Origin of the sequence: Streptomyces sp. S063 (assembly GCF_002832675.1) — a bacterium.
Taxonomy (GTDB): domain Bacteria; phylum Actinomycetota; class Actinomycetes; order Streptomycetales; family Streptomycetaceae; genus Streptomyces; species Streptomyces sindenensis.
On sequence record NZ_CP021707.1, the window covers coordinates 5940714 to 5959922 of the forward strand.

14 protein-coding genes, 1 pseudogene and 1 riboswitch are annotated in these 19209 nt (G+C 71.6%); of the genes and pseudogenes, 10 read left to right on the forward strand and 5 right to left on the reverse strand.

Annotation, left to right across the window (positions count from 1 at the left end; genetic code table 11):
• Window positions 1–14 precede the first annotated feature (14 nt).
• Entirely contained in the window at window positions 15–248 is a 234-nt protein-coding gene (locus tag CCZ36_RS27385; protein ID WP_006128079.1) for a DUF7455 domain-containing protein, read from the reverse strand.
• A gap of 447 nt (window positions 249–695) precedes the next feature.
• Between CCZ36_RS27385 and CCZ36_RS27390 the strand changes: the two genes are divergently transcribed.
• The 3 genes from CCZ36_RS27390 (at window position 696) to CCZ36_RS27400 (ending at window position 5101) form a co-directional block, all read left to right on the forward strand.
• Window positions 696–2822, forward strand: coding sequence for a DNA gyrase/topoisomerase IV subunit B (locus CCZ36_RS27390; protein ID WP_128818775.1), 2127 nt, complete (start codon window positions 696–698; stop codon window positions 2820–2822).
• A gap of 246 nt (window positions 2823–3068) precedes the next feature.
• Window positions 3069–3512, forward strand: a complete 444-nt coding sequence (locus tag CCZ36_RS27395; protein ID WP_128819757.1) for a DUF485 domain-containing protein — start codon at window positions 3069–3071, stop codon at window positions 3510–3512.
• Window positions 3509–5101: a solute symporter family protein gene (locus CCZ36_RS27400; RefSeq protein ID WP_128818776.1), complete on the forward strand. Its 1593-nt coding sequence runs from the start codon at window positions 3509–3511 to the stop codon at window positions 5099–5101. The genes CCZ36_RS27395 and CCZ36_RS27400 overlap by 4 nt, the downstream gene beginning before the upstream one ends.
• 26 nt (window positions 5102–5127) lie before the next feature.
• Here the strand turns inward: CCZ36_RS27400 and CCZ36_RS27405 are convergent, their stop codons facing one another.
• Complete coding sequence (locus tag CCZ36_RS27405) at window positions 5128–5802, reverse strand: DUF7342 family protein (protein ID WP_069739019.1); 675 nt, start codon at window positions 5800–5802, stop codon at window positions 5128–5130.
• Window positions 5799–7481, reverse strand: coding sequence for an ATP-binding protein (locus CCZ36_RS27410; protein WP_128818777.1), 1683 nt, complete (start codon window positions 7479–7481; stop codon window positions 5799–5801). Before CCZ36_RS27410 ends, CCZ36_RS27405 begins: the two co-directional genes overlap by 4 nt.
• A 59-nt stretch (window positions 7482–7540) precedes the next feature.
• Between CCZ36_RS27410 and CCZ36_RS35995 the strand changes: the two are divergent.
• Window positions 7541–7702, forward strand: a pseudogene (locus tag CCZ36_RS35995) (LacI family transcriptional regulator); the annotation flags it as partial.
• Here the strand turns inward: CCZ36_RS35995 and CCZ36_RS27415 are convergent.
• The gene (locus tag CCZ36_RS27415; RefSeq protein WP_069739017.1) at window positions 7686–8975 is read right to left on the reverse strand and encodes a citrate synthase; all 1290 of its coding nucleotides are present in this window, start codon (window positions 8973–8975) and stop codon (window positions 7686–7688) included. The pseudogene CCZ36_RS35995 and the gene CCZ36_RS27415 overlap by 17 nt on opposite strands.
• 111 nt (window positions 8976–9086) lie before the next feature.
• Here CCZ36_RS27415 and CCZ36_RS27420 point away from each other — a divergent pair, with 111 nt between their 5' ends.
• Both CCZ36_RS27420 and CCZ36_RS27425 read left to right on the forward strand, forming a co-directional pair.
• Window positions 9087–10241, forward strand: coding sequence for a citrate synthase/methylcitrate synthase (locus tag CCZ36_RS27420; RefSeq protein WP_128818778.1), 1155 nt, complete (start codon window positions 9087–9089; stop codon window positions 10239–10241).
• 23 nt (window positions 10242–10264) lie between these two features.
• The gene (locus CCZ36_RS27425) at window positions 10265–11407 is read left to right on the forward strand and encodes a CobW family GTP-binding protein (RefSeq protein WP_128818779.1); all 1143 of its coding nucleotides are present in this window, start codon (window positions 10265–10267) and stop codon (window positions 11405–11407) included.
• Between the two features lie 96 nt (window positions 11408–11503).
• On the opposite strand, the gene CCZ36_RS27430 is transcribed toward CCZ36_RS27425, so the two are convergent.
• Window positions 11504–13960 (reverse strand): DNA gyrase/topoisomerase IV subunit A, encoded by a 2457-nt coding sequence (locus tag CCZ36_RS27430; RefSeq protein ID WP_128818780.1) that lies wholly within the window; start codon window positions 13958–13960, stop codon window positions 11504–11506.
• 292 nt (window positions 13961–14252) lie between these two features.
• On the opposite strand from CCZ36_RS27430, the gene CCZ36_RS27435 reads away from it, so the two are divergent.
• The 4 genes from CCZ36_RS27435 to CCZ36_RS27450 all read left to right on the forward strand — a co-directional run bounded on the left by CCZ36_RS27435 (window position 14253) and on the right by CCZ36_RS27450 (window position 19160).
• On the forward strand, window positions 14253–15635 hold the full coding sequence (locus CCZ36_RS27435) for a M16 family metallopeptidase (protein WP_069739013.1): 1383 nt from the start codon (window positions 14253–14255) through the stop codon (window positions 15633–15635).
• A gap of 26 nt (window positions 15636–15661) precedes the next feature.
• Window positions 15662–17032 (forward strand): M16 family metallopeptidase, encoded by a 1371-nt coding sequence (locus tag CCZ36_RS27440; RefSeq protein ID WP_069739012.1) that lies wholly within the window; start codon window positions 15662–15664, stop codon window positions 17030–17032.
• 243 nt (window positions 17033–17275) lie between these two features.
• Window positions 17276–17442: riboswitch (cyclic di-AMP (ydaO/yuaA leader) on the forward strand.
• 14 nt (window positions 17443–17456) lie between these two features.
• Window positions 17457–18272, forward strand: coding sequence for a M23 family metallopeptidase (locus tag CCZ36_RS27445; RefSeq protein WP_069739011.1), 816 nt, complete (start codon window positions 17457–17459; stop codon window positions 18270–18272).
• A 180-nt stretch (window positions 18273–18452) separates the two neighbouring features.
• Window positions 18453–19160 carry a GntR family transcriptional regulator gene (locus CCZ36_RS27450; RefSeq protein WP_069739010.1) on the forward strand — a complete coding sequence of 236 codons (708 nt, stop codon included), beginning with the start codon at window positions 18453–18455 and terminating at the stop codon, window positions 19158–19160.
• The last annotated feature ends 49 nt before the right edge of the window (window positions 19161–19209 follow it).

Sequence of the window (19209 nt, forward strand, 5' to 3'; positions counted from 1 at the left end):
CGTGATGCGAGGTGTCAGTGTTGGTCCTCGTCGGCAGCAGCCGTCTGTACGGCGGTCAGCCGATCCGTCTCATCCTGTATTTCCGCGGCGATCTTCTTGAGTTCCGGCTCGAACTTGCGCCCGTGGTGGGCGCAGAAGAGCAGTTCACCGCCGCTGATCAGGACGACGCGCAGATATGCCTGGGCGCCGCAACGGTCACAGCGGTCTGCTGCGGTCAGCGGGCTCGCGGGGGTCAGAACAGTAGTCACGTCGCCTCTTCTCTAGCTCGACGAGCTGTCGTACCAGGGTCAACATCCAACCAGGCCGAAAACGTTCCCGCTCGTGGCTTTTCTTCGAAACTTCTTCTCGGTGTGGCTGTCTGTTGCCGGTTGGCGGCGAATGTGCCGTATGCGGAGCGCTACGGTTTCGCATTGCTTGTCTCGGGGGTGGGTCCCGCCGGCCGGCTTGCCGGTTTGTTCATGAGGACGTGCCCGGAGCCTAAATGGTTCATGCGTCGAAGGGAACGTGATGTGCACGTCACTCCAACGAATGATCGAACATCCATGCGAGCCCGGATGGGGCTCGACTAGCATGAGGATTCCCCGAGGGTGGCGTTACAACCGCTCTACCAGGCCTCTGTAGGCTCTCAGCGGCAACCGACGCCCAGCCCGATACCCACGGGGGCCCCAGATGAAATTCAGCGAGGAGCGAACCGCGTGACCGCCGAAACGTCCGTGCCGTCCACCGCGATGCTGGCCGCAGCAGGAGGCGACCGGGACAGCTCCAACTACACCGCGCGGCACCTTCTCGTCCTCGAGGGGCTCGAGGCGGTCCGCAAGCGCCCCGGCATGTACATCGGGTCCACCGACAGCCGTGGCCTGATGCACTGCCTCTGGGAGATCATCGACAACTCCGTCGACGAGGCCCTCGGCGGCTACTGCGACCAGATCGAGGTCATCCTCCACGACGACGCCTCGGTCGAGGTCCGGGACAACGGCCGGGGCATCCCGGTCGACGTCGAGCCCAAGACGGGCCTCTCCGGTGTCGAGGTCGTCATGACCAAGCTGCACGCCGGAGGCAAGTTCGGCGGCGGCTCCTACGCGGCCTCGGGCGGCCTCCACGGCGTCGGCGCCTCCGTGGTCAACGCCCTCTCCTCGCGCCTGGACGTCGAGGTCGACCGCAACAGCGCGACCCACTCCATCAGCTTCCGGCGCGGCGTCCCCGGCATGTTCACCGAACAGGGGCCGGACAGCCCGTTCGATCCGGCCAACGGACTGCACAAGGGCAAGCGCGTCCCCAAGACCCGTACCGGTACCCGGGTGCGGTACTGGGCGGACCGGCAGATCTTCCTCAAGGACGCCAAGCTCAACCTGGAGACGCTCTACCAGCGGGCCCGCCAGACCGCCTTCCTCGTGCCCGGCCTCACGATCATCGTCCGCGACGAGCGAGGGCTCGACGGCGAGGGCAAGACGGAGGAGACGTTCCGCTTCGACGGCGGCATCAGCGAGTTCTGCGAGTACCTCGCCCAGGACCGGGCCGTCTGCGACGTGCAGCGTCTGAGTGGCACGGGCACCTTCAAGGAGACCGTCCCGGTCCTCGACGACCGCGGCCACATGACCGCCACCGAGGTCACCCGCGAGCTCGGCGTCGACATCGCCCTGCGCTGGGGCACCGGCTACGACACGACCGTACGGTCGTTCGTGAACATCATCGCCACCCCTAAGGGCGGCACCCACGTCACCGGGTTCGAGCGCTCCCTGACCAAGACGGTGAACGAGGCACTGCGCTCCGCCAAGATGCTGCGGGTCGCCGAGGACGACATCGTCAAGGACGACGCCCTCGAAGGACTCACCGCCGTCGTCACCGTCCGGCTCGCCGAGCCGCAGTTCGAGGGGCAGACCAAGGAGGTGCTCGGCACCTCGGCGGCAAACCGGATCGTGGCCAATGTGGTCGCCAAGGAGCTCAAGGCGTTCCTGACCTCGACGAAGCGGGACGCCAAGGCCCAGGCCAGGGCGGTGCTGGAGAAGGCCGTGGCCGCTGCCCGCACCCGGATCGCGGCCCGTCAGCACAAGGACGCCCAGCGCCGCAAGACCGCGCTGGAGTCGTCCTCGCTGCCCGCCAAGCTCGCCGACTGCCGCAGCGACGACGTCGAGCGCAGCGAGCTGTTCATCGTCGAGGGAGACTCGGCGCTCGGCACGGCCAAGCTGGCCCGGAACAGCGAGTTCCAGGCACTGCTGCCGATCCGCGGCAAGATCCTCAACGTCCAGAAGTCGTCCGTCTCCGACATGCTGAAGAACGCCGAGTGCGGCGCGATCATCCAGGTCATAGGAGCCGGGTCCGGGCGGACCTTCGACATCGACGCCGCGCGCTACGGGAAGATCGTCCTGCTGGTGGACGCCGATGTCGACGGCGCCCACATCCGCTGCCTGCTGCTGACCCTCTTCCAGCGCTACATGCGCCCGATGGTCGAGGCGGGACGGGTCTTCGCCGCGGTGCCCCCGCTGCACCGGATCGAGCTGGTCCAGCCCAGGAAGGGCCAGGACAAGTACGTCTACACCTACTCCGACAGCGAACTGCGCCAGACCCTCCTGGAGTTCCAGCGCAAGAACATCCGGATCAAGGAATCGATCCAGCGCTACAAGGGCCTCGGCGAGATGGATGCCGACCAGCTGGCCGAGACGACGATGGACCCGCGCCACCGCACGCTGCGGCGCATCAACATCGGCGACCTGGAATCCTCCGAGCAGGTCTTCGACCTGCTGATGGGCAACGAGGTCGCGCCCCGCAAGGAGTTCATCACCAGCTCCGCGGCCACCCTGGACCGCTCGCGCATCGACGCCTGATCCCCGGATCCCGTCGCACGGCCCCCGCCCCGGTTCCGCCGGAGCGGGGGCCGCGCGCGTTTTCCGGGGGCCCCGCCGGGGAAGCGCGCAGCCGTCCCGGATATCTGTCACCTGAAGGGGTGAAGTCGGGCGAATGACGCGCCCGGGACCCTCCCGAACCGCCCATGGTTGGCCGTGCGGCCGAAAAGGTCCGTGAATCAGGGGAGTTGTTCGGTGGAGAAGGAAGCAGGGCGTCAGACCGTGGGAGTGCGGCTCGACGACCCGTGGGACGACGTACCGGCGCCCGGCCGGGGCGACCAGGACGGTACGGAAGGCGCCGCGGCCCTCGACGCGTCCGGCGCGGCGGGGCCGGACCCCCGGCCCAGCGCGGCCGACATCTATCTGGAAGTGCACCGCAGCGACGCCTTCCGCGAGGTGCGCCGCCGCTACCGCCGCTTCGTGGCCCCCGCCGCCCTCGCCTTCCTGCTCTGGTATCTCGCCTTCGTCGTCGCCGCGACCACCGCCCCCGCCCTGATGGCCCGCCCGGTCGCGGGAGCGGTCAACGTCGCGATGGTGGCGGGGCTCGGCCAGTTCTTCACCACGTTCCTGCTCACCTGGGCGTACGCACGGCACGCGCGGCTGCGCAGGGACCGGGCGGCGCTCGATCTGCGCTGGGACACCCAGGAGATGACGAGAGGGCTCGGACGGTGAAAGGAGACCACCAGACCCTCGCCCTGCTGCTGTTCAGCGCGTTCATCGCGGTGACGCTCTTCATCACCACCTGGGTCGGCCGCCACCGGCAGGGCTCCGCCGAGGAGTTCTACGCCGGCGGACGCCTCTTCTCGCCCATGGAGAACGGATTCGCCATCGCCGGCGACTACATGTCGGCGGCCTCCTTCCTCGGCATCTCCGGGCTGATCGCCCTCTTCGGCTACGACGGCATGCTCTACTCCGTCGGCTTCCTCGTCGCCTGGCTGGTCGTTCTGCTGCTCGTCGCCGAACTCGTCCGCAACTGCGGCCGGTTCACGCTGGCCGACGTGGTCGCCGCACGGATGGCGGAGCGCCCGGTGCGTACCGCCGTCGGCACCTCGTCCGTTACCGTCTCCGTGCTGTACCTGGTCGCCCAGATGGTCGGCGCGGGCAGCCTGGTGGCGCTGCTGCTCGGCGGCACGAGCGACGCGGCCCGGTCCTGGACCGTGGTCGGGGTCGGCGCGCTGATGGTGATCTACGTGTCCTTCGGCGGCATGCGCGCCACCACCTGGATCCAGATCGTCAAGGCCGTCCTGCTGATGGCCGGAGCCCTCGCGCTGACCGTGCTCGTCCTGGTCCACTTCCACGGGAACATCAACACCCTGCTCAACACGGCGGCCGAACGCAGCGGCCACGGCAAGGACTTCCTCGCTCCCGGGCTGCGGTACGGCGGGGACTGGACCTCGCGCTTCGACTTCATCAGCCTGGGTGTGGCCCTGGTCCTCGGCACGGCGGGGCTGCCGCACATCCTGTCGCGCTTCTACACCGTGCCCACCGCTCGTGCCGCGCGCCGGTCCGTCGTCTGGTCCATCGGCCTGATCGGCAGCTTCTACCTGATGACGATCGTGCTCGGGTTCGGCGCCGCCGCACTCGTCGGCTCCGCCGAGGTCCGCGCGTCGAACGCGGCGGGCAATACCGCGATCCCGCTGCTGGCGCTCGATCTCGGCGGCGGCGAGGGCTCCACCGGTGGAACGATTCTCTTCGCCGTGGTCGCCGCCATCGCCTTCGCCACCATCCTGGCCGTCGTCGCGGGCATCACGCTCGCCTCGTCCGCCTCGGTCGCCCACGATCTCTACGCCTCGCTCCGCCGCCCCGGGCGCAAGAAGCGCGGCGAGGTCGCCGTGGCGCGTATCGCCGCCGCCGGGATCGGCGCGGTCGCGATCGGTCTCGGGCTGCTCGCCCAGGACCTCAACGTCGCCTTCCTGGTGGGCCTCGCCTTCGCCGTGGCCGCCTCCGCCAACCTTCCGGTCCTGCTCTACTCGCTGTTCTGGCGCAACTTCACCACCCGGGGCGCGGTCTGGTCGGTGTACGGCGGTCTGGTCCCGGCGGTCGTCCTGGTGCTGGTCTCACCCGTCGTCTCGGGCAGCCCGACGTCCCTGTTCCCCGGCGTCGACTTCCAGCTCTTCCCGCTGGAGAACCCGGGCCTGGTCTCGATCCCGCTCGGCTTCCTGGCCGGCTGGATCGGTACGGCCACCTCGCCCGAGCCGCCCGACGAGGCCAAGCACGCCGAGGCCGAGGTGCGGGCGCTGACGGGGGCCGGGGCGGCGTAGGGCGTGGCGGGGCCCCGGGCGGCGGCTCAGCCCGCGGCCCAGGCGTACCGGTGTTCCGGGCGGCCCGTCTCGCCGTACCGCAAGGTCAGCCGGACCTTGCCGGTGCGCTCAAGCAGCTTCAGATAGCGCTGGGCGGTCTGCCGGCTCATCCCCGCGCTGTCGGCGATCTCCTGTGCGGAGAGCGGACCGTCGGCGCCGCGCAGGGCCCGCCGGACGAGGTCGGCGGTGGTGGGGGAGTGACCCTTGGGGAGGGCCGGCTCGCCCGCCGCCCACAGCGCCCCGAAGAGCCGGTCCACCTCCGCCTGCTCGGCCTCCCCGCCCCCGTCGAGCGTCTGCCGCAGCGCCGCGTACGCCTCCAGCTTCGTGCGCAGACCGGCGTACGTGAACGGCTTCACCAGGTACTGGAGCGCACCGTGCCGCATCGCGTCCTGCACGGTCGCGACGTCCCGCGCGGCCGTCACCATGACCACGTCGACCTGACGGCCGAGGCGGCGCAGCTCCCGGACGACGGCGAGGCCGTTGCGGTCGGGCAGATAGTGGTCCAGCAGGATCAGGTCGACCGGGACCTCCTCGACCCTCGTCAGCGCCTCGGCCGCCGAGTGGGCCTGCGCGGCCACCCGGAAGCCGGGGACCTTGGCGACGTACGCCGCGTTGATCTGCGCCACCCGCACGTCGTCGTCGACGATCAGGACCTCGATCACCGTTGCTCTCCCGTCGTCGCCGGATGCGTGGGGTGCGGCGCGCCGGCCGGGGGTTCGGCGGAGGGGGCCGCCAGCGCCTCCGGCAGGACGACCGTGAACACCGCGCCGCCCCCGTCCGCCCCGGACACGGTCACGCTGCCTCCCTGGCGCTCCGCGAGCCTGCGTACGAGGGCGAGCCCGAGGCCGCGCTTGCCGTGCGCCGGGACGTCCTTGGTGGACCAGCCCTCGGTGAAGATCGACGCGTGCTGGTCGTGGGGGACGCCGGGGCCGCTGTCGCGCACGTCCAGGACCACCGTCCGGCCCTCGGTCCGCAGGCCGACCTCGATCCGCGCCCCCTCCGATCCGGCCGCCGCGTCCGTGGCGTTGTCGACGAGATTGCCCACCACCGTCACCAGACCCCGGGGGTCGACCACCCGGTCCGGCAGCAGCGTGCCCGGGGCCAGCCGCAGCGAGACACCGCGCTCGGCGGCGACCGTCGTCTTGCCGACGAGGAGGGCGGCCAGCAGCGGGTCCTGGACCTTCTCCGTGACCTGCTCGGCCGTCGCCCGGTGCACGCCCACCACCTCGGTGACGAACTCCATCGCGTCCTCGTGCATCTCCAGCTCCAGCAGCCCCAGCAGAGTGTGCAGCCGGTTCGCGTGCTCGTGGTCCTGGGCGCGCAGGGCGTCGATCAGCCCGGTGGTGGAGTCGAGTTCGCGGCCCAGGTGCTCCAGCTCGGTGCGGTCGCGCAGGGTCACCACGGCTCCGCCGTCGTCCGTGGGCATCCGGTTGGCCAGCAGCACCCGGCTGCCCCGCACCGCCAGCAGGTCGTCGCCGACCACCCGTCCCGCCAGCACGTCCGTGGTCCTCCCGTCGCCCAGCACCTCCTCCAGCGGGCGGCCCGCCGCTTCCGGGCCCAGCCCCAGCAACCGCTGCGCCTCGTCGTTCAGCAGCCGGACGCGGCCGGCCCCGTCGAGGGCGACCACGCCTTCGCGGATGCCGTGCAGCATGGCCTCGCGTTCGGTCAGCAGCGCGGAGATATCGGAGAACGCCAGGTCATGGGTCTGTCGCTGCAAGCGCCGGGAGATCAGATACGCGGCGAGCGCCCCGACGGCCAGGGCCCCGCCCGCGTACGCCAGCAGCCCCGGGATCGCCGCGAGGAGCCGGGCGCGGACGCTGTCGTACGCGATACCCACCGACACCGCGCCGATCACCTCGCCGGACGGGCCGAACAACGGCACCTTGCCCCGCGCCGAGCGGCCGAGGGTGCCGCTGTCGATCTCCATCACCTCGTGCCCGCGCAGCGCCTCACCGGGGTCGGTGGAGACGACCGCGCCGATCCGGTGGGTGTCGGGATGCGACCAGCGCACCCCGCGCCGGTTCATGACGACGACGTACTCCGCGCCGGTCGCCCCCCTGACCCGCTCGGCGGCCGACTGGACGGGGCCCCCGTCCGACGGGTCCGTGCTGCTCAGGTTCTCCACGATGTCCGGGTCGGCGGCGGTGGACTGGGCGATGGCCAGGGCGCGGCGCATCGCCTGGTCGTCCAGCTGCTCGCTGAGGGGGGCCAGGAAGAGGCCCGTGACCAGGATCGTCACACCGGTGATGATGGCCAGCTGCATCAGCAGGACCTGGGAGAAGACCCGCTGGGGCCAGCCGAACCGGCGCGGGCCCCGGCCGGGGGGCAGTGGGGCGTTCATCGTAGAGACGGTAAGGGCCGGGCGGCCGGGGCGGAAATCTCGTCGCGCGGAGCCCGGAAACCTGCGACGACTCCGTCGCCGTCGAGCAGGCCCGGCGTCATCTCGTCTCGCTCGCCCACGAGCGCATCGGTCTCGTCCCGGGGCCGTCCGACCACGTGCCCTCGCAGCGCGAGCTCGCCGCCGCCCGGGTGCTTGGTTCTGTGGCTAATGTGCGCTGCCCGGTCCTCGGTCCGGACCTGATCCGTCCCGGGGGAGGGGCTGAGGCGGTCGGGGCCCGGTGTACTGTCCGCTCGGCCGGATGCGGAGCGGGCGCTCCTCGTACTCCTCCAGCGCGTGGGCGATCCAGCCCGCCGTACGGGACACCGCGAACACGGTCTCGCCCGCATCCGCCGCCATGCCCCGGGAGACCGACAGGACCGCCAGCGCCAGGTCGATGTTGGCGTGCAGCGGAGCGTGCCGCGCCGTCGTGGCCACCACCTCACGGGCCGCCGCCAGCGCCCCGGCCGCCTGCGGCACCTCCGCCAGCAGCGCGAACAGGACGGTCGCCCGGGGGTCCTCGCCCCGGTACAGCCGGTGACCCAGGCCCGGCACCCGCCGCCCGGTCCGCAGATGGTCGGCGACCACGGGGACCGCGCTGCCCCGGTCCACCGCTTCCCGGAGAAGCCGGTGCGCCAGGCCGCTCGCCGCACCGTGCAGCGGCCCCTCCAGCACGCCGAGGCCCGCCGACACCACGGCGTACGGATGGGCCCGCGCGGAGGCGGCGACCCGGGCGGCCAGGGTGGAGGCTGCCAGGTCGTGGTCGATCAGCAGCGCGAGGGCCGCGTCCAGCACGGCGAGGGACGGGGCGTCGGCCTGCTCCGCCGTGAGCCGTGACCACAGGTCCGCCGCCAGCGGACCCTCCTCGGCCGCCGGACCACCCAGCACCGGCAACGCGCCCACCAGCGTCGGGATCAGGCCGCGCGCACTGTTCAGCACCGCCCCCGGCGACAGGTCGAACCGCAGCGGATCCGTGGCCGCGGCAGCCGTCACCGCCACCCGGAGCCGGTCGGTCGACCCGCTGTGCGAGGGCAGTGCCTCGACCGCCCTGCGGGCTGCCGCGAGGGTCCCGGCGGGCGCGGCGAACCGGGCGCCCGGCCGCGCCTCACCCGTCCACAGCCACTCGGCGACCTCTTCGTAGCCGTAGTGCCGGACCAGCTCCGTCGCGTCGACCCCGCGGAAGTAGCAGCGGTCGTCCTCGATGAGCGTGATGCCCGTCCGGAAGGCCAGGTCGCCTCCGGCCGGGGACGGGTCCCGGCGTCCCGAACGCCGCGCCAGTGCCCGGACCTCCTCGGCGTCGAACGTGCTGCCCCGGCCCCCGGCGGCCCGCACGCTGCTCAACTGGCCCCGGCTGACGTAGGCGTACACCGTCTCCGGCTTCACCCCCAGCAGCTCGGCCGCCTGCCGGGTGGTGAGCCTGGGTGCCTCGTGCCGCTCGGGCTCTGGTTGATCCGTCATGGAAACCACCGTATCCATTCCGCATATGTATTGATTGAATCAACATTGACAGATCTTCAGTCAAGCATGGACAGTCGAATCAATGTTGCATGCACGGAGGAGAGAGCAGCCATGACCACCACCCCCGTCGCCCCCGCCGTCCCCCGTGGGCTCGCCGGTGTCGTCGTCACCGACACCGCCCTCGGTGACGTCCGCGGCCGCGAAGGCTTCTATCACTACCGCCAGTACTCGGCGATCGAGCTGGCGCAGACCCGCGGCTTCGAGGACGTGTGGTACCTGATGCTTCACGGTGAGCTGCCCGACCGGGCGGCGGCCGCCGAATTCGCGGCCCGGACGGCGAGCCTGCGCGCGCTCCCGGCCGATGTGACCGGGGCCCTGCCCGCCATCGCCCGCGCGAGCGCCGTCTCGGGCCCTCTCGCGGGACTCCGCACCGCGCTCTCCCTGCTCGGGTCCTCGGCCGGCTTCCGCCCGGTGTACGACATCGACGCCGGGCGCCGACGCGAGGACGCGCTCGCCGTCTGCGCGGCCGTGCCCACGATCCTGACCGCCCTCCACCGCCTCGGCCAGGGGCTGGAGCCGGTCGCGCCCCGCGCGGACCTGCCGCACGCCGCGAACTACCTGTACATGCTGACCGGCTCGGAGCCCCGCCCCGAGCGGGTACGGGCGATCGAGCGGTACCTCGTCTCGACCGTCGACCACGGCTTCAACGCCTCCACCTTCACCGCTCGCGTCGTCGCCTCCACCGGGGCCGACCTGGCCGCGTGCCTGGTGGCGGCCGTCGGCGCGCTCTCCGGACCACTGCACGGCGGAGCCCCCAGCCGGGCCCTGGACACCCTGGACGCCATCGGCACCCCCGACCGAATCGACGGCTGGATCCGCGAACAGGTCCTCTCCGGCCGCCGCATCATGGGATTCGGCCACCCCGTGTACCGCACCGAGGACCCGCGCTCCCGGATGCTCAGGTCGATCGCCCAGGGCTTCGGCGGCCCGCTCGTCGACTTCGCCGTGGAGGTGGAGGCCCAGGTCGAGGCGATCCTCGCCGAGCTCAAGCCGGGCCGGGAGCTGCACACCAACGTGGAGTTCTACGCCGGGGTGGTCATGGAGCTGTGCGGGCTGCCGCGCGCGATGTTCACCCCTACCTTCTGTGCGGCGCGGGTGATCGGCTGGAGCGCCAATATCCTGGAGCAGGCGGAGGACTCGAAGATCATCCGCCCGGCGGCCCGCTACGTCGGCGCACCTCCGCCGCAGCCGGTCCCGGCACCCTGACGACGCCCGCAGGAAGGCTCCCGTTGACCCCGCCCCGTACCTCGCAGATCCCGGTCGTCGTCCTGGCGGGCTTCCTCGGCTCCGGCAAGACCACGCTCCTGAACCATCTGCTCCGCAACCGGGCGGGCACCCGGATCGGCGTGATCGTCAACGACTTCGGGGCCATCGAGATCGATGCCATGACCGTCTCGGGGCAAGTCGGCTCGACGGTCTCGCTGGGCAACGGCTGCCTGTGCTGCGCCGTGGACGCGAGCGAACTCGACACCTTCCTGGAGACCCTGACCCGGCCGTCCGCCCGGCTGGACGTGATCGTCATCGAGGCCAGCGGACTGGCCGAACCCCAGGAACTCGTGCGCATGCTGCTGGCCAGCGACAACCCGCACATTCTGCACGGGGGCCTCGTCGAGGTCGTCGACGCGGCGGAGTTCGCCGGCACCCGTCAGCGGCATCCGGAGCTCGACCGCCACCTCGCCGTCGCCGACCTCGTCGTCCTGAACAAGACGGACCGGGTGGAGGAGGCCGAACGGGAGCGGCTGCGGGCCACGGTCGCGGAGCTGAGCGGCCCCGCCGCCGTGATCTCCGCCGAGCACGGCCGCATCGATCCCGAGCTGCTCTTCGACCCCGCGCTGCGGCCGGACGGGGAGGAGACGGCGGGTCAACTGAGCTTCGAGGACCTGCTGCGCCAGGAGGAGTGCGACGAGCACGAGGTGTGCGACGGGCACGGGCACGCCGACCACCTGCACGCGGCGTACGAGAGCGTCGACTTCACCGCCGATGTGCCGATGGACCCGCGCCGCTTCATGGCCTTCCTCGACTCCCGGCCCGAAGGGCTCTACCGGATCAAGGGGTTCGTCGACTTCGGTGCGGGGGACCGGGACAACACCTACGCGCTGCACGCGGTCGGCCGGTTCCTGCGCTTCGTCCCCCGGCCGTGGGCGCGCGGCGAACAGCGCCTCACCCAGCTCGTCATGATCGGCGCGGGCATCGACGCCGCCGCGCTGACGGCCGGGCTCGCCGCCTGCCGGGCGGAGCCGCGGCCCGACGCCCCGGACATCGAGCGCGCCATGTGGGGCGTGCTCCGCTACGTACCGGAGTCCGTCAGCGAAGGGGACGCGGAGCCCGCCGGAGCGGAAGCCGACGTACCGGAAGCGGCCGTGGAGGCGTAACCGGGGAGCGGCCGAGGAGAGTTCATCCCTCCCCGCCGCTCCCTGCCGTACGACACACTCCCTGCCGTACGACACGCTCCCTGCCGTACGCGGGCGTCAGTACAGCGGCGGTCCCGCGATCACGGCCACCTTCTCCAGCAGCGGTGTGCCCGAACCGTCCCGCCTCGGGTCCGGAGCCGGCAGCTTCGCCGGGGTGCCGTTCTTCTGGGCGGCCCGGGCCGGGGTGGGACCCGCCCAGGCGAAGACCAGGACGTCTTCGCCCTTCAGGAACCGCTGGCAGCGCACTCCGCCGGTCGCCCGGCCCTTGCGCGGATACTGGTCGAACGGGGTGAGCTTCGACGTCAGCACCGAGTCGTCCAGCGTGCCGTGCGAACCGGCCACCGTGAACACGACCGCGTCGGCCGCCGGGTCCACCGCCGTGAACGACAGCACCTCGGCCCCGGCCGCCAGCTTGACGCCCGCCATACCTCCGGCGGGCCGCCCCTGCGGGCGTACCGCAGCCGCCGGGTAGCGGAGCAACTGGGCGTCGGAGGTGATGAACACCAGATCCTCCTCGCCCGTCCGCAGCTCGGTCGCGCCCACGATGCGGTCACCGTCCTTGAGAGTGATGACCTCCAGCTCGTCCTTGTTGGCCGGGTAGTCCGGCACGACGCGCTTCACCACGCCCTGGAGCGTGCCGAGCGCGAGACCCGGCGAGTCCTCGGCCAGCGTCGTGAGGCAGATCAGCTCCTCGTCCGCCTCCAGCGTGAGGAACTCGGAGATCTGCGCCCCGCCCGAGAGGTTCGGCTCCGCGTGCGTGTCCGGCAGCTGCGGCAGATCGATCACCGAGAGCCGCAGCAGCCGGCCGGTCGACGTGACCGCACCGACATCGCCCCGGGCCGTCGCCGCCACCGCCGACACGATCACGTCGTGCTTGGTCCGCCGGGCGTCCTCGGAGATCTCGACGGGCTCCGCGTTCGCCGTACGGGCCAGCAGGCCCGTCGAGGAGAGCAGCACCCGGCACGGGTCGTCCGCCACCTCCAGCGGCACGGACGCGATCTGCGAACCGGCCGACTCCAGCAGCACCGTGCGCCGGTCCGTGCCGAACTTCTTCGCCACGGCCGCCAGCTCCGAGGAGACCAGCTTGCGCAGCTCCGCGTCCGACTCCAGGATCGCGGTCAGCGCGTCGATCTCGCCGTTCAGCCTGTCGCGCTCGCTCTCCAGCTCGATCCGGTCGAAGCGGGTGAGCCGGCGCAGCGGGGTGTCCAGGATGTACTGCGTCTGGATCTCGCTGAGCGAGAAGCGCTCCATCAGGCGCTCCTTCGCCTGCGCGGAGTTGTCGCTGTCCCGGATGATCCGGATGACCTCGTCGATGTCGAGGAGGGCGACGATCAGACCCTCGACCAGATGCAGCCGGTCGCGCCGCTTGGTGCGACGGAACTCGCTGCGCCGGCGCACGACCTCGAAGCGGTGGTCGAGATAGACCTCCAGCAGCTCCTTGAGGCCCAGGGTGAGCGGCTGGCCGTCGACCAGGGCCACGTTGTTGATGCCGAAGGACTCCTCCATCGGCGTCAGCTTGTAGAGCTGCTCCAGCACCGCCTCCGGCACGAAGCCGTTCTTCACCTCGATGACGAGGCGCAGGCCGTGCGCCCGGTCGGTGAGGTCCTTCACATCGGCGATGCCCTGGAGCTTCTTCGCCGAGACCAGATCCTTGATCTTGGCGATCACCTTCTCCGGTCCGACGGTGAAGGGCAGTTCGGTGACCACGAGGCCCTTGCGGCGGGCGGTCACGTTCTCCACGGAGACGGTGGCGCGGATCTTGAACGAGCCGCGGCCCGCCGTGTACGCGTCCTTGATGCCGGCGAGTCCGACGATGCGGCCGCCGGTGGGCAGGTCGGGGCCGGGGACGAAGCGCATCAGCGTCTCGACGTCGGCGCCCGGGTGCTTGATCAGGTGCCGGGCGGCGGCGATGACCTCGCCCAGATTGTGCGGGGGCATGTTGGTGGCCATGCCCACAGCGATCCCGGAGACCCCGTTGACCAGGAGGTTGGGGTAGGCGGCGGGGAGGACGACCGGCTCGCGCTCCTGACCGTCGTAGTTCGACTGGAAATCGACGGTGTCCTCGTCGATCGCCTCGGTCATCAACGACGTGGCGTCGGCCATCCGGCACTCGGTGTACCGCATGGCGGCCGGCGGGTCGTCGTTGCCGAGGGAGCCGAAGTTGCCGTGGCCGTCGACCAGGGGGAGACGCATCGAGAACGGCTGCGCCATGCGCACCAGTGCGTCGTAGATCGAGGCGTCGCCGTGCGGGTGCAGCTTGCCCATGACCTCGCCGACGACGCGGGCGCACTTCACATAGCCGCGGTCGGGGCGCAGTCCCATCTCGTTCATCTGGGACACGATGCGGCGGTGCACCGGCTTCATGCCGTCGCGGGCGTCGGGCAGGGCCCTGGAGTAGATCACCGAGTACGCGTACTCGAGGAAGGAGCCCTGCATTTCGTCGACGACGTCGATGTCGAGGATCTTCTCCTCGAAGTCGTCCGGAGGCGGGGTCTTCGTGCTACGGCGGGCCATCGCGGCTGCGACTCCTTCACGGATTCTGTTCGGGCGACCTGAGCTTGTTCGGGACAACACGAGCTGCTGACGCGGTCCATTGTGGACCGCCCCACTGACAACGCCGACCTCGACCCGTCCGAAGGCCTCTCCGAGGGACGGTCCGAAGCCGCCCGGGCGGTACACCGCCGACGGCGTCCGCGACACCATCGACGGAAACATCCGCCGAACGGGAACTTCGCCAGGTGCTGGTGCGCTTGCTTAGAGTGGCAGGTCTGGCAGGAAGTCCAGTATCGCGATCGAAGGGACGTACATGCCCATGGGTCACACGGCCACAGCACAGGCCGGCTCCGGCGGCTTGACAGCGACCGAGCACCGCCTGGCCAACGGCCTGCGTGTGGTGCTCTCCGAGGACCATCTGACCCCGGTCGCCGCGGTCTGCCTCTGGTACGACGTCGGCTCGCGCCACGAGGTCAAGGGACGCACCGGCCTGGCTCACCTCTTCGAGCACCTGATGTTCCAGGGCTCGGGCCAGGTCAAGGGGAACGGTCACTTCGAGCTCGTCCAGGGGGCCGGCGGTTCGCTCAACGGAACGACCAGCTTCGAGCGGACCAACTATTTCGAGACCATGCCCACCCACCAGGTGGAACTCGCCCTGTGGCTCGAGGCCGACCGGATGGGCTCCCTCCTCGCCGCGCTCGACGAGGAGTCCATGGAGAACCAGCGCGACGTCGTCAAGAACGAGCGCCGCCAGCGTTACGACAACGTGCCCTACGGCACCGCGTTCGAGAAGCTGACCGCCCTCTCCTACCCCGAGGGCCACCCCTACCACCACACCCCGATCGGCTCCATGGCCGACCTGGACGCGGCCACGCTGGAGGACGCCCGCGCGTTCTTCCGTACGTACTACGCGCCCAACAACGCGGTGCTCTCGGTGGTCGGCGACATCGACCCCGAGCAGACCCTCGCCTGGATCGAGAAGTACTTCGGTTCCATCCCCTCCCACGACGGCAAGCAGCCGCCGCGCGACGGGACGCTGCCCGAGATCATCGGCGAGCAGCTGCGCGAAGTGGTCCACGAGGAGGTTCCGGCGCGCGCCCTGATGGCCGCCTACCGCCTCCCGCACGACGGCACCCGGGCCTGCGACGCCGCGGACCTCGCGCTGACCGTGCTGGGCGGCGGCGAGTCCTCCCGGCTGCACAACCGCCTGGTCCGCCGCGACCGTACGGCCGTGGCGGCGGGCTTCGGCCTGCTGCGGCTCGCCGGGGCGCCCTCGCTGGGCTGGCTGGACGTGAAGACGTCCGGCGGTGTCGAGGTGGAGACGATCGAGGCCGCCGTCGACGAGGAGCTGGCCCGGTTCGCCGCCGAGGGGCCCACCCCGGAGGAAATGGAGCGGGCCCAGGCGCAGTTGGAGCGCGAGTGGCTCGACCGGCTCGGCACGGTCGCCGGCCGCGCCGACGAACTGTGCCGTTACGCCGTCCTGTTCGGCGACCCGCAGCTCGCCCTGACCGCGGTGAGCCGCGTCCTGGACGTCACCGCCGAGGAGGTGCGCGCGGCGGCCGAGGCGGCCCTGCGCCCCGACAACCGGGCGGTGCTCGTCTACGAGCCCATCGAGCCGGCCGACGAGGCCGCCGAGGGCGAAGAGGGCGAGGACGGCACCGAGGGGACCGACGCGCACGAGGGGGCGGCCAAGTGAGCGACGCCGCCGTGACTGGAGTAACCATGGAGTTCCACCCGCAGCCCACGCCCGGCACGGCCCGCCCCTGGGCCTTCCCGGCGCCCGAGCGCGGCGCCCTGCCCAACGGGCTGACCGTGCTGCGCTGCCACCGCCCCGGCCAGCAGGTCGTCGCCGTGGAGATCTTCCTGGACGCGCCGCTGGAGGCCGAGCCCGAGGGCCTGGACGGCGTGGCCACGATCATGTCGCGGGCGCTCTCCGAGGGCACCGACAAGCGCAGCGCCGAGGAGTTCGCCGCCGAGCTGGAGCGCTGCGGCGCCACACTCGACGCGCACGCCGACCACCCCGGTGTCCGGGTCTCCCTGGAGGTCCCGGCCTCCCGCCTGGCCAAGGCGCTCGGACTGGTCGCCGAGGCGCTGCGGGCCCCCGCCTTCGCCGAGAGCGAGATCGAGCGCCTGGTGGGCAACCGCCTCGACGAGATCCCGCACGAGCACGCCAACCCGTCCCGGCGCGCCGCCAAGCAGCTCTCCAAGGAGCTGTTCCCGGCCACCGCCCGGATGTCCCGCCCCCGCCTCGGCACCGAGGAGACGGTCCGGCGGATCGACGCGGCCGCCGTGCGCGCCTTCTTCGACGCCCACATCCGCCCGTCCACCGCGACCGCCGTGATCGTCGGCGACCTCACCGGCATCGACCTGGACGCGCTGCTGGCGGAGACCCTCGGCGACTGGTCGGGCAACACCGCCCAGGCCCGCCCGGTGCCGCCCATCACCGCGGACGACACCGGCCGCGTGGTCATCGTGGACCGGCCCGGCGCGGTCCAGACCCAGCTGCTGATCGGCCGCATCGGAGCCGACCGGCACGAGCGCGTATGGCCCGCGCAGGTGCTCGGCACGTACTGCCTGGGAGGCACCCTCACCTCCCGGCTGGACCGGGTGCTGCGTGAGGAGAAGGGCTACACCTACGGCGTACGCGCCTTCGCCCAGGTGCTGCGCTCCTCCGGCCCGGACTCGGGCGGCGCGGCGATGCTCGCGATCAGCGGCTCGGTGGACACCGAGTCCACCGGACCTGCCCTGGACGACCTCTGGAAGGTCCTGCGGACGCTGGCGGCCGAAGGACTGACCGACGCCGAGCGCGAGACGGCCGTGCAGAACCTGGTGGGCGTCGCCCCGCTGAAGTTCGAGACCGCCGCCTCCGTCGCGAGCACGCTGGCCGACCAGGTCGAGCAGCACCTCCCCGACGACTACCAGGCCCACCTCTACGCCAGGCTCGCCGAGACGGGCACCGTGGAGGCGACCGCCGCCGTGGTCAACGCCTTCCCGGTCGACCGGCTGGTCACGGTCCTCGTGGGGGACGCCGCCCGGATCGCGGAGCCGGTGAAGGCCCTCGGTATCGGAGAGGTGACCGTCGTCACCGGCTGACACCGCCGCGGCGCGCGGCCGACCGCTGAGCGGTCACCGGCGTGAACCGGACCCCGACGGAAGAGATTTCGTCGGGGTCCTTCGTTTTTGACGCATTGGTCGGTTTCACCCCCTTTGGGGGAGTGGTTGCCTGTCTGCCCTGTGGGATACGCGACAAATCCCCGTGTCCGTTTGGTGATGGGAAGTCGCCCCGCCTAGCGTCGGCCCGGCTGTCCGTCACCTGTATGCCGCAGCCGCGGCGCCGGACAGCCATCGCCGAGTCCCCGTCAGGCGCGAGCCTGGGGAGCCGGGGACCCACGCAGTCCCTGGGGTGAATCGGAGACCCGAGCCGCGAACCGGCGCGGGGACCCGTAGGAGACCTTCCTGCTCCGAACCCGTCAGCTAACCCGGTAGGCGAGAAGGAAGGAAAGGAACCAGCCCCTCCATGGCGTTCACCCGTGCCACCGGGAAGCACCGTGCCCCGAGCCGCCTCACCCGCCGGAGCGCCCAGGCCGCCGGCATCGCGACCCTGGCCACCACCGGAGTCCTCGGCTCGCTGTCCTCCCCGGCCCTCGCCGCCGACACCGAGGCCGCCAAGGTCGCCGACACCGGCCTCACCCAGGCCCTCTCCCTCGACGCCACCCTCGCCGAGCGGATCGACGCGCAGGCCCACGCCCAGCAGCGGCAGGCCGACGCGATCGCCAAGGCGAAGGCGAAAGCCGCCGCCGAGGCCCGGGAGAAGGCCGCCAAGGCCAAGGCGAAGGCCGAGGCCGAGCGCAAGGCCGAGGCCCGCGCCAAGGAGATCCGCGAGGAGAAGGCCCGTGCCGCCCGCGCCGCCGAGCGCGCCCGGCTGAACGCCTTCCACCTCCCGGTCGCCGGCTCCCACGTCACCACCGGCTACAACGCCGGCGGCTCCCTCTGGTCCTCCGGCAGCCACTCCGGCGTGGACTTCCGGGCCGCCTCCGGCAGTTCCGTCGTCGCGGTCGGCGCCGGCACGGTCGTCGAGGCCGGCTGGGGCGGCGCGTACGGCAACAACATCGTGCTCCGGATGGCCGACGGCACCTACACCCAGTACGGCCACCTCTCCTCGATCGGCGTCTCCGTCGGCCAGAGCGTCTCCTCCGGCCAGCAGATCGGCCTCTCCGGCTCCACCGGCAACTCCACCGGCCCGCACCTGCACTTCGAGGCCCGCACCACCCCCGACTACGGCTCCGACATGGACCCCGTCGCCTACCTGCGCTCCCACGGTCTGAACGTCTGACCCCACTCCGCGCGACCCACCGCCCGAAGGCCCCGGCAGCCGCCGGGGCCTTCGGCAATTCCCGCGTGAAGATATCCCTGGATTCCGACCCGCCATCGGAAATTCCGGCGGATTGTCATAGAGTCACGGAACAGACGTCGGGCGGCCGCGTTTCGCGGGGATCAAGGCGGAGGTTCGGATATGCGCATTCCCGCGCATTCGGTATGCACGGCAATCCGTGACGACATCGTCTCCGGTGTCTACGAGCGCGGCAGCCGCCTCACCGAGGAGTTGCTGGCACGCCGCTACGGGGTCTCCCGCGTCCCGGTCCGCGAGGCCCTGCGCACGCTGGAGTCCGAGGGGTTCGTGGTCACTCGCAGGCACGCCGGCGCCTGTGTCGCCGAGCCCACCGTGCAGGAGGCGGCCGACCTCCTGGAGGTGCGGATGCTCCTGGAGCCGCTGGGCGCGGCCCGTGCCGCCCAGCGCCGCACCGAGGCCCATCTGAAGGTGCTCCGCGGTCTGGTCAGGCTGGGCCAGGAGCGGGCCCGCCGGGGCGAGGGCGAGGATCTGCGCTCGCTGGGCGGCTGGTTCCACGAGACCCTGGCCCAGGCCTCCGGAAGCCCCGGGCTGATCGCGCTGCTCACCCAGCTCCGCCACAAGATCGCCTGGATGTACGCGGTCGAGCAGCGGGCCCGCCCGGTCGACTCCTGGGCCGAGCGCGGCGCGATCGTGGACGCGGTGGCGCGCGGCGACGCGGAGCGGGCGAGGGCCCTCACCGCCCAGCACGCGGAACGCTCCACCGCCGAGTACCGGCTCCGCCGCCCGGATCTCCCGGGGCGCCGCACCGCCCCCGTCCGCCCGGTGAGAAGTTCGCAACACGGCGTAAACACTGCGGGTGTCCGGCATTAACAGAAGCGCCGTATACAAAGAGAAGTAATTGCGGAGCGCCTATTTCGCG

What these genes read in the sequence shown, in the direction of transcription:
- CCZ36_RS27410 (WP_128818777.1), bottom strand. Translation starts at nt 7,481, where the DNA reads ATGAACGCCCCACTGCCCCCCGGCCGGGGCCCGCGCCGGTTCGGCTGG.
- CCZ36_RS27415 (WP_069739017.1), bottom strand. Translation starts at nt 8,975, where the DNA reads ATGACGGATCAACCAGAGCCCGAGCGGCACGAGGCACCCAGGCTCACC.
- CCZ36_RS27420 (WP_128818778.1), top strand. Translation starts at nt 9,087, where the DNA reads ATGACCACCACCCCCGTCGCCCCCGCCGTCCCCCGTGGGCTCGCCGGT.
- CCZ36_RS27430 (WP_128818780.1), bottom strand. Translation starts at nt 13,960, where the DNA reads ATGGCCCGCCGTAGCACGAAGACCCCGCCTCCGGACGACTTCGAGGAG.
- CCZ36_RS27435 (WP_069739013.1), top strand. Translation starts at nt 14,253, where the DNA reads ATGCCCATGGGTCACACGGCCACAGCACAGGCCGGCTCCGGCGGCTTG.
- CCZ36_RS27440 (WP_069739012.1), top strand. Translation starts at nt 15,662, where the DNA reads ATGGAGTTCCACCCGCAGCCCACGCCCGGCACGGCCCGCCCCTGGGCC.
- CCZ36_RS27445 (WP_069739011.1), top strand. Translation starts at nt 17,457, where the DNA reads ATGGCGTTCACCCGTGCCACCGGGAAGCACCGTGCCCCGAGCCGCCTC.
- CCZ36_RS27450 (WP_069739010.1), top strand. Translation starts at nt 18,453, where the DNA reads ATGCGCATTCCCGCGCATTCGGTATGCACGGCAATCCGTGACGACATC.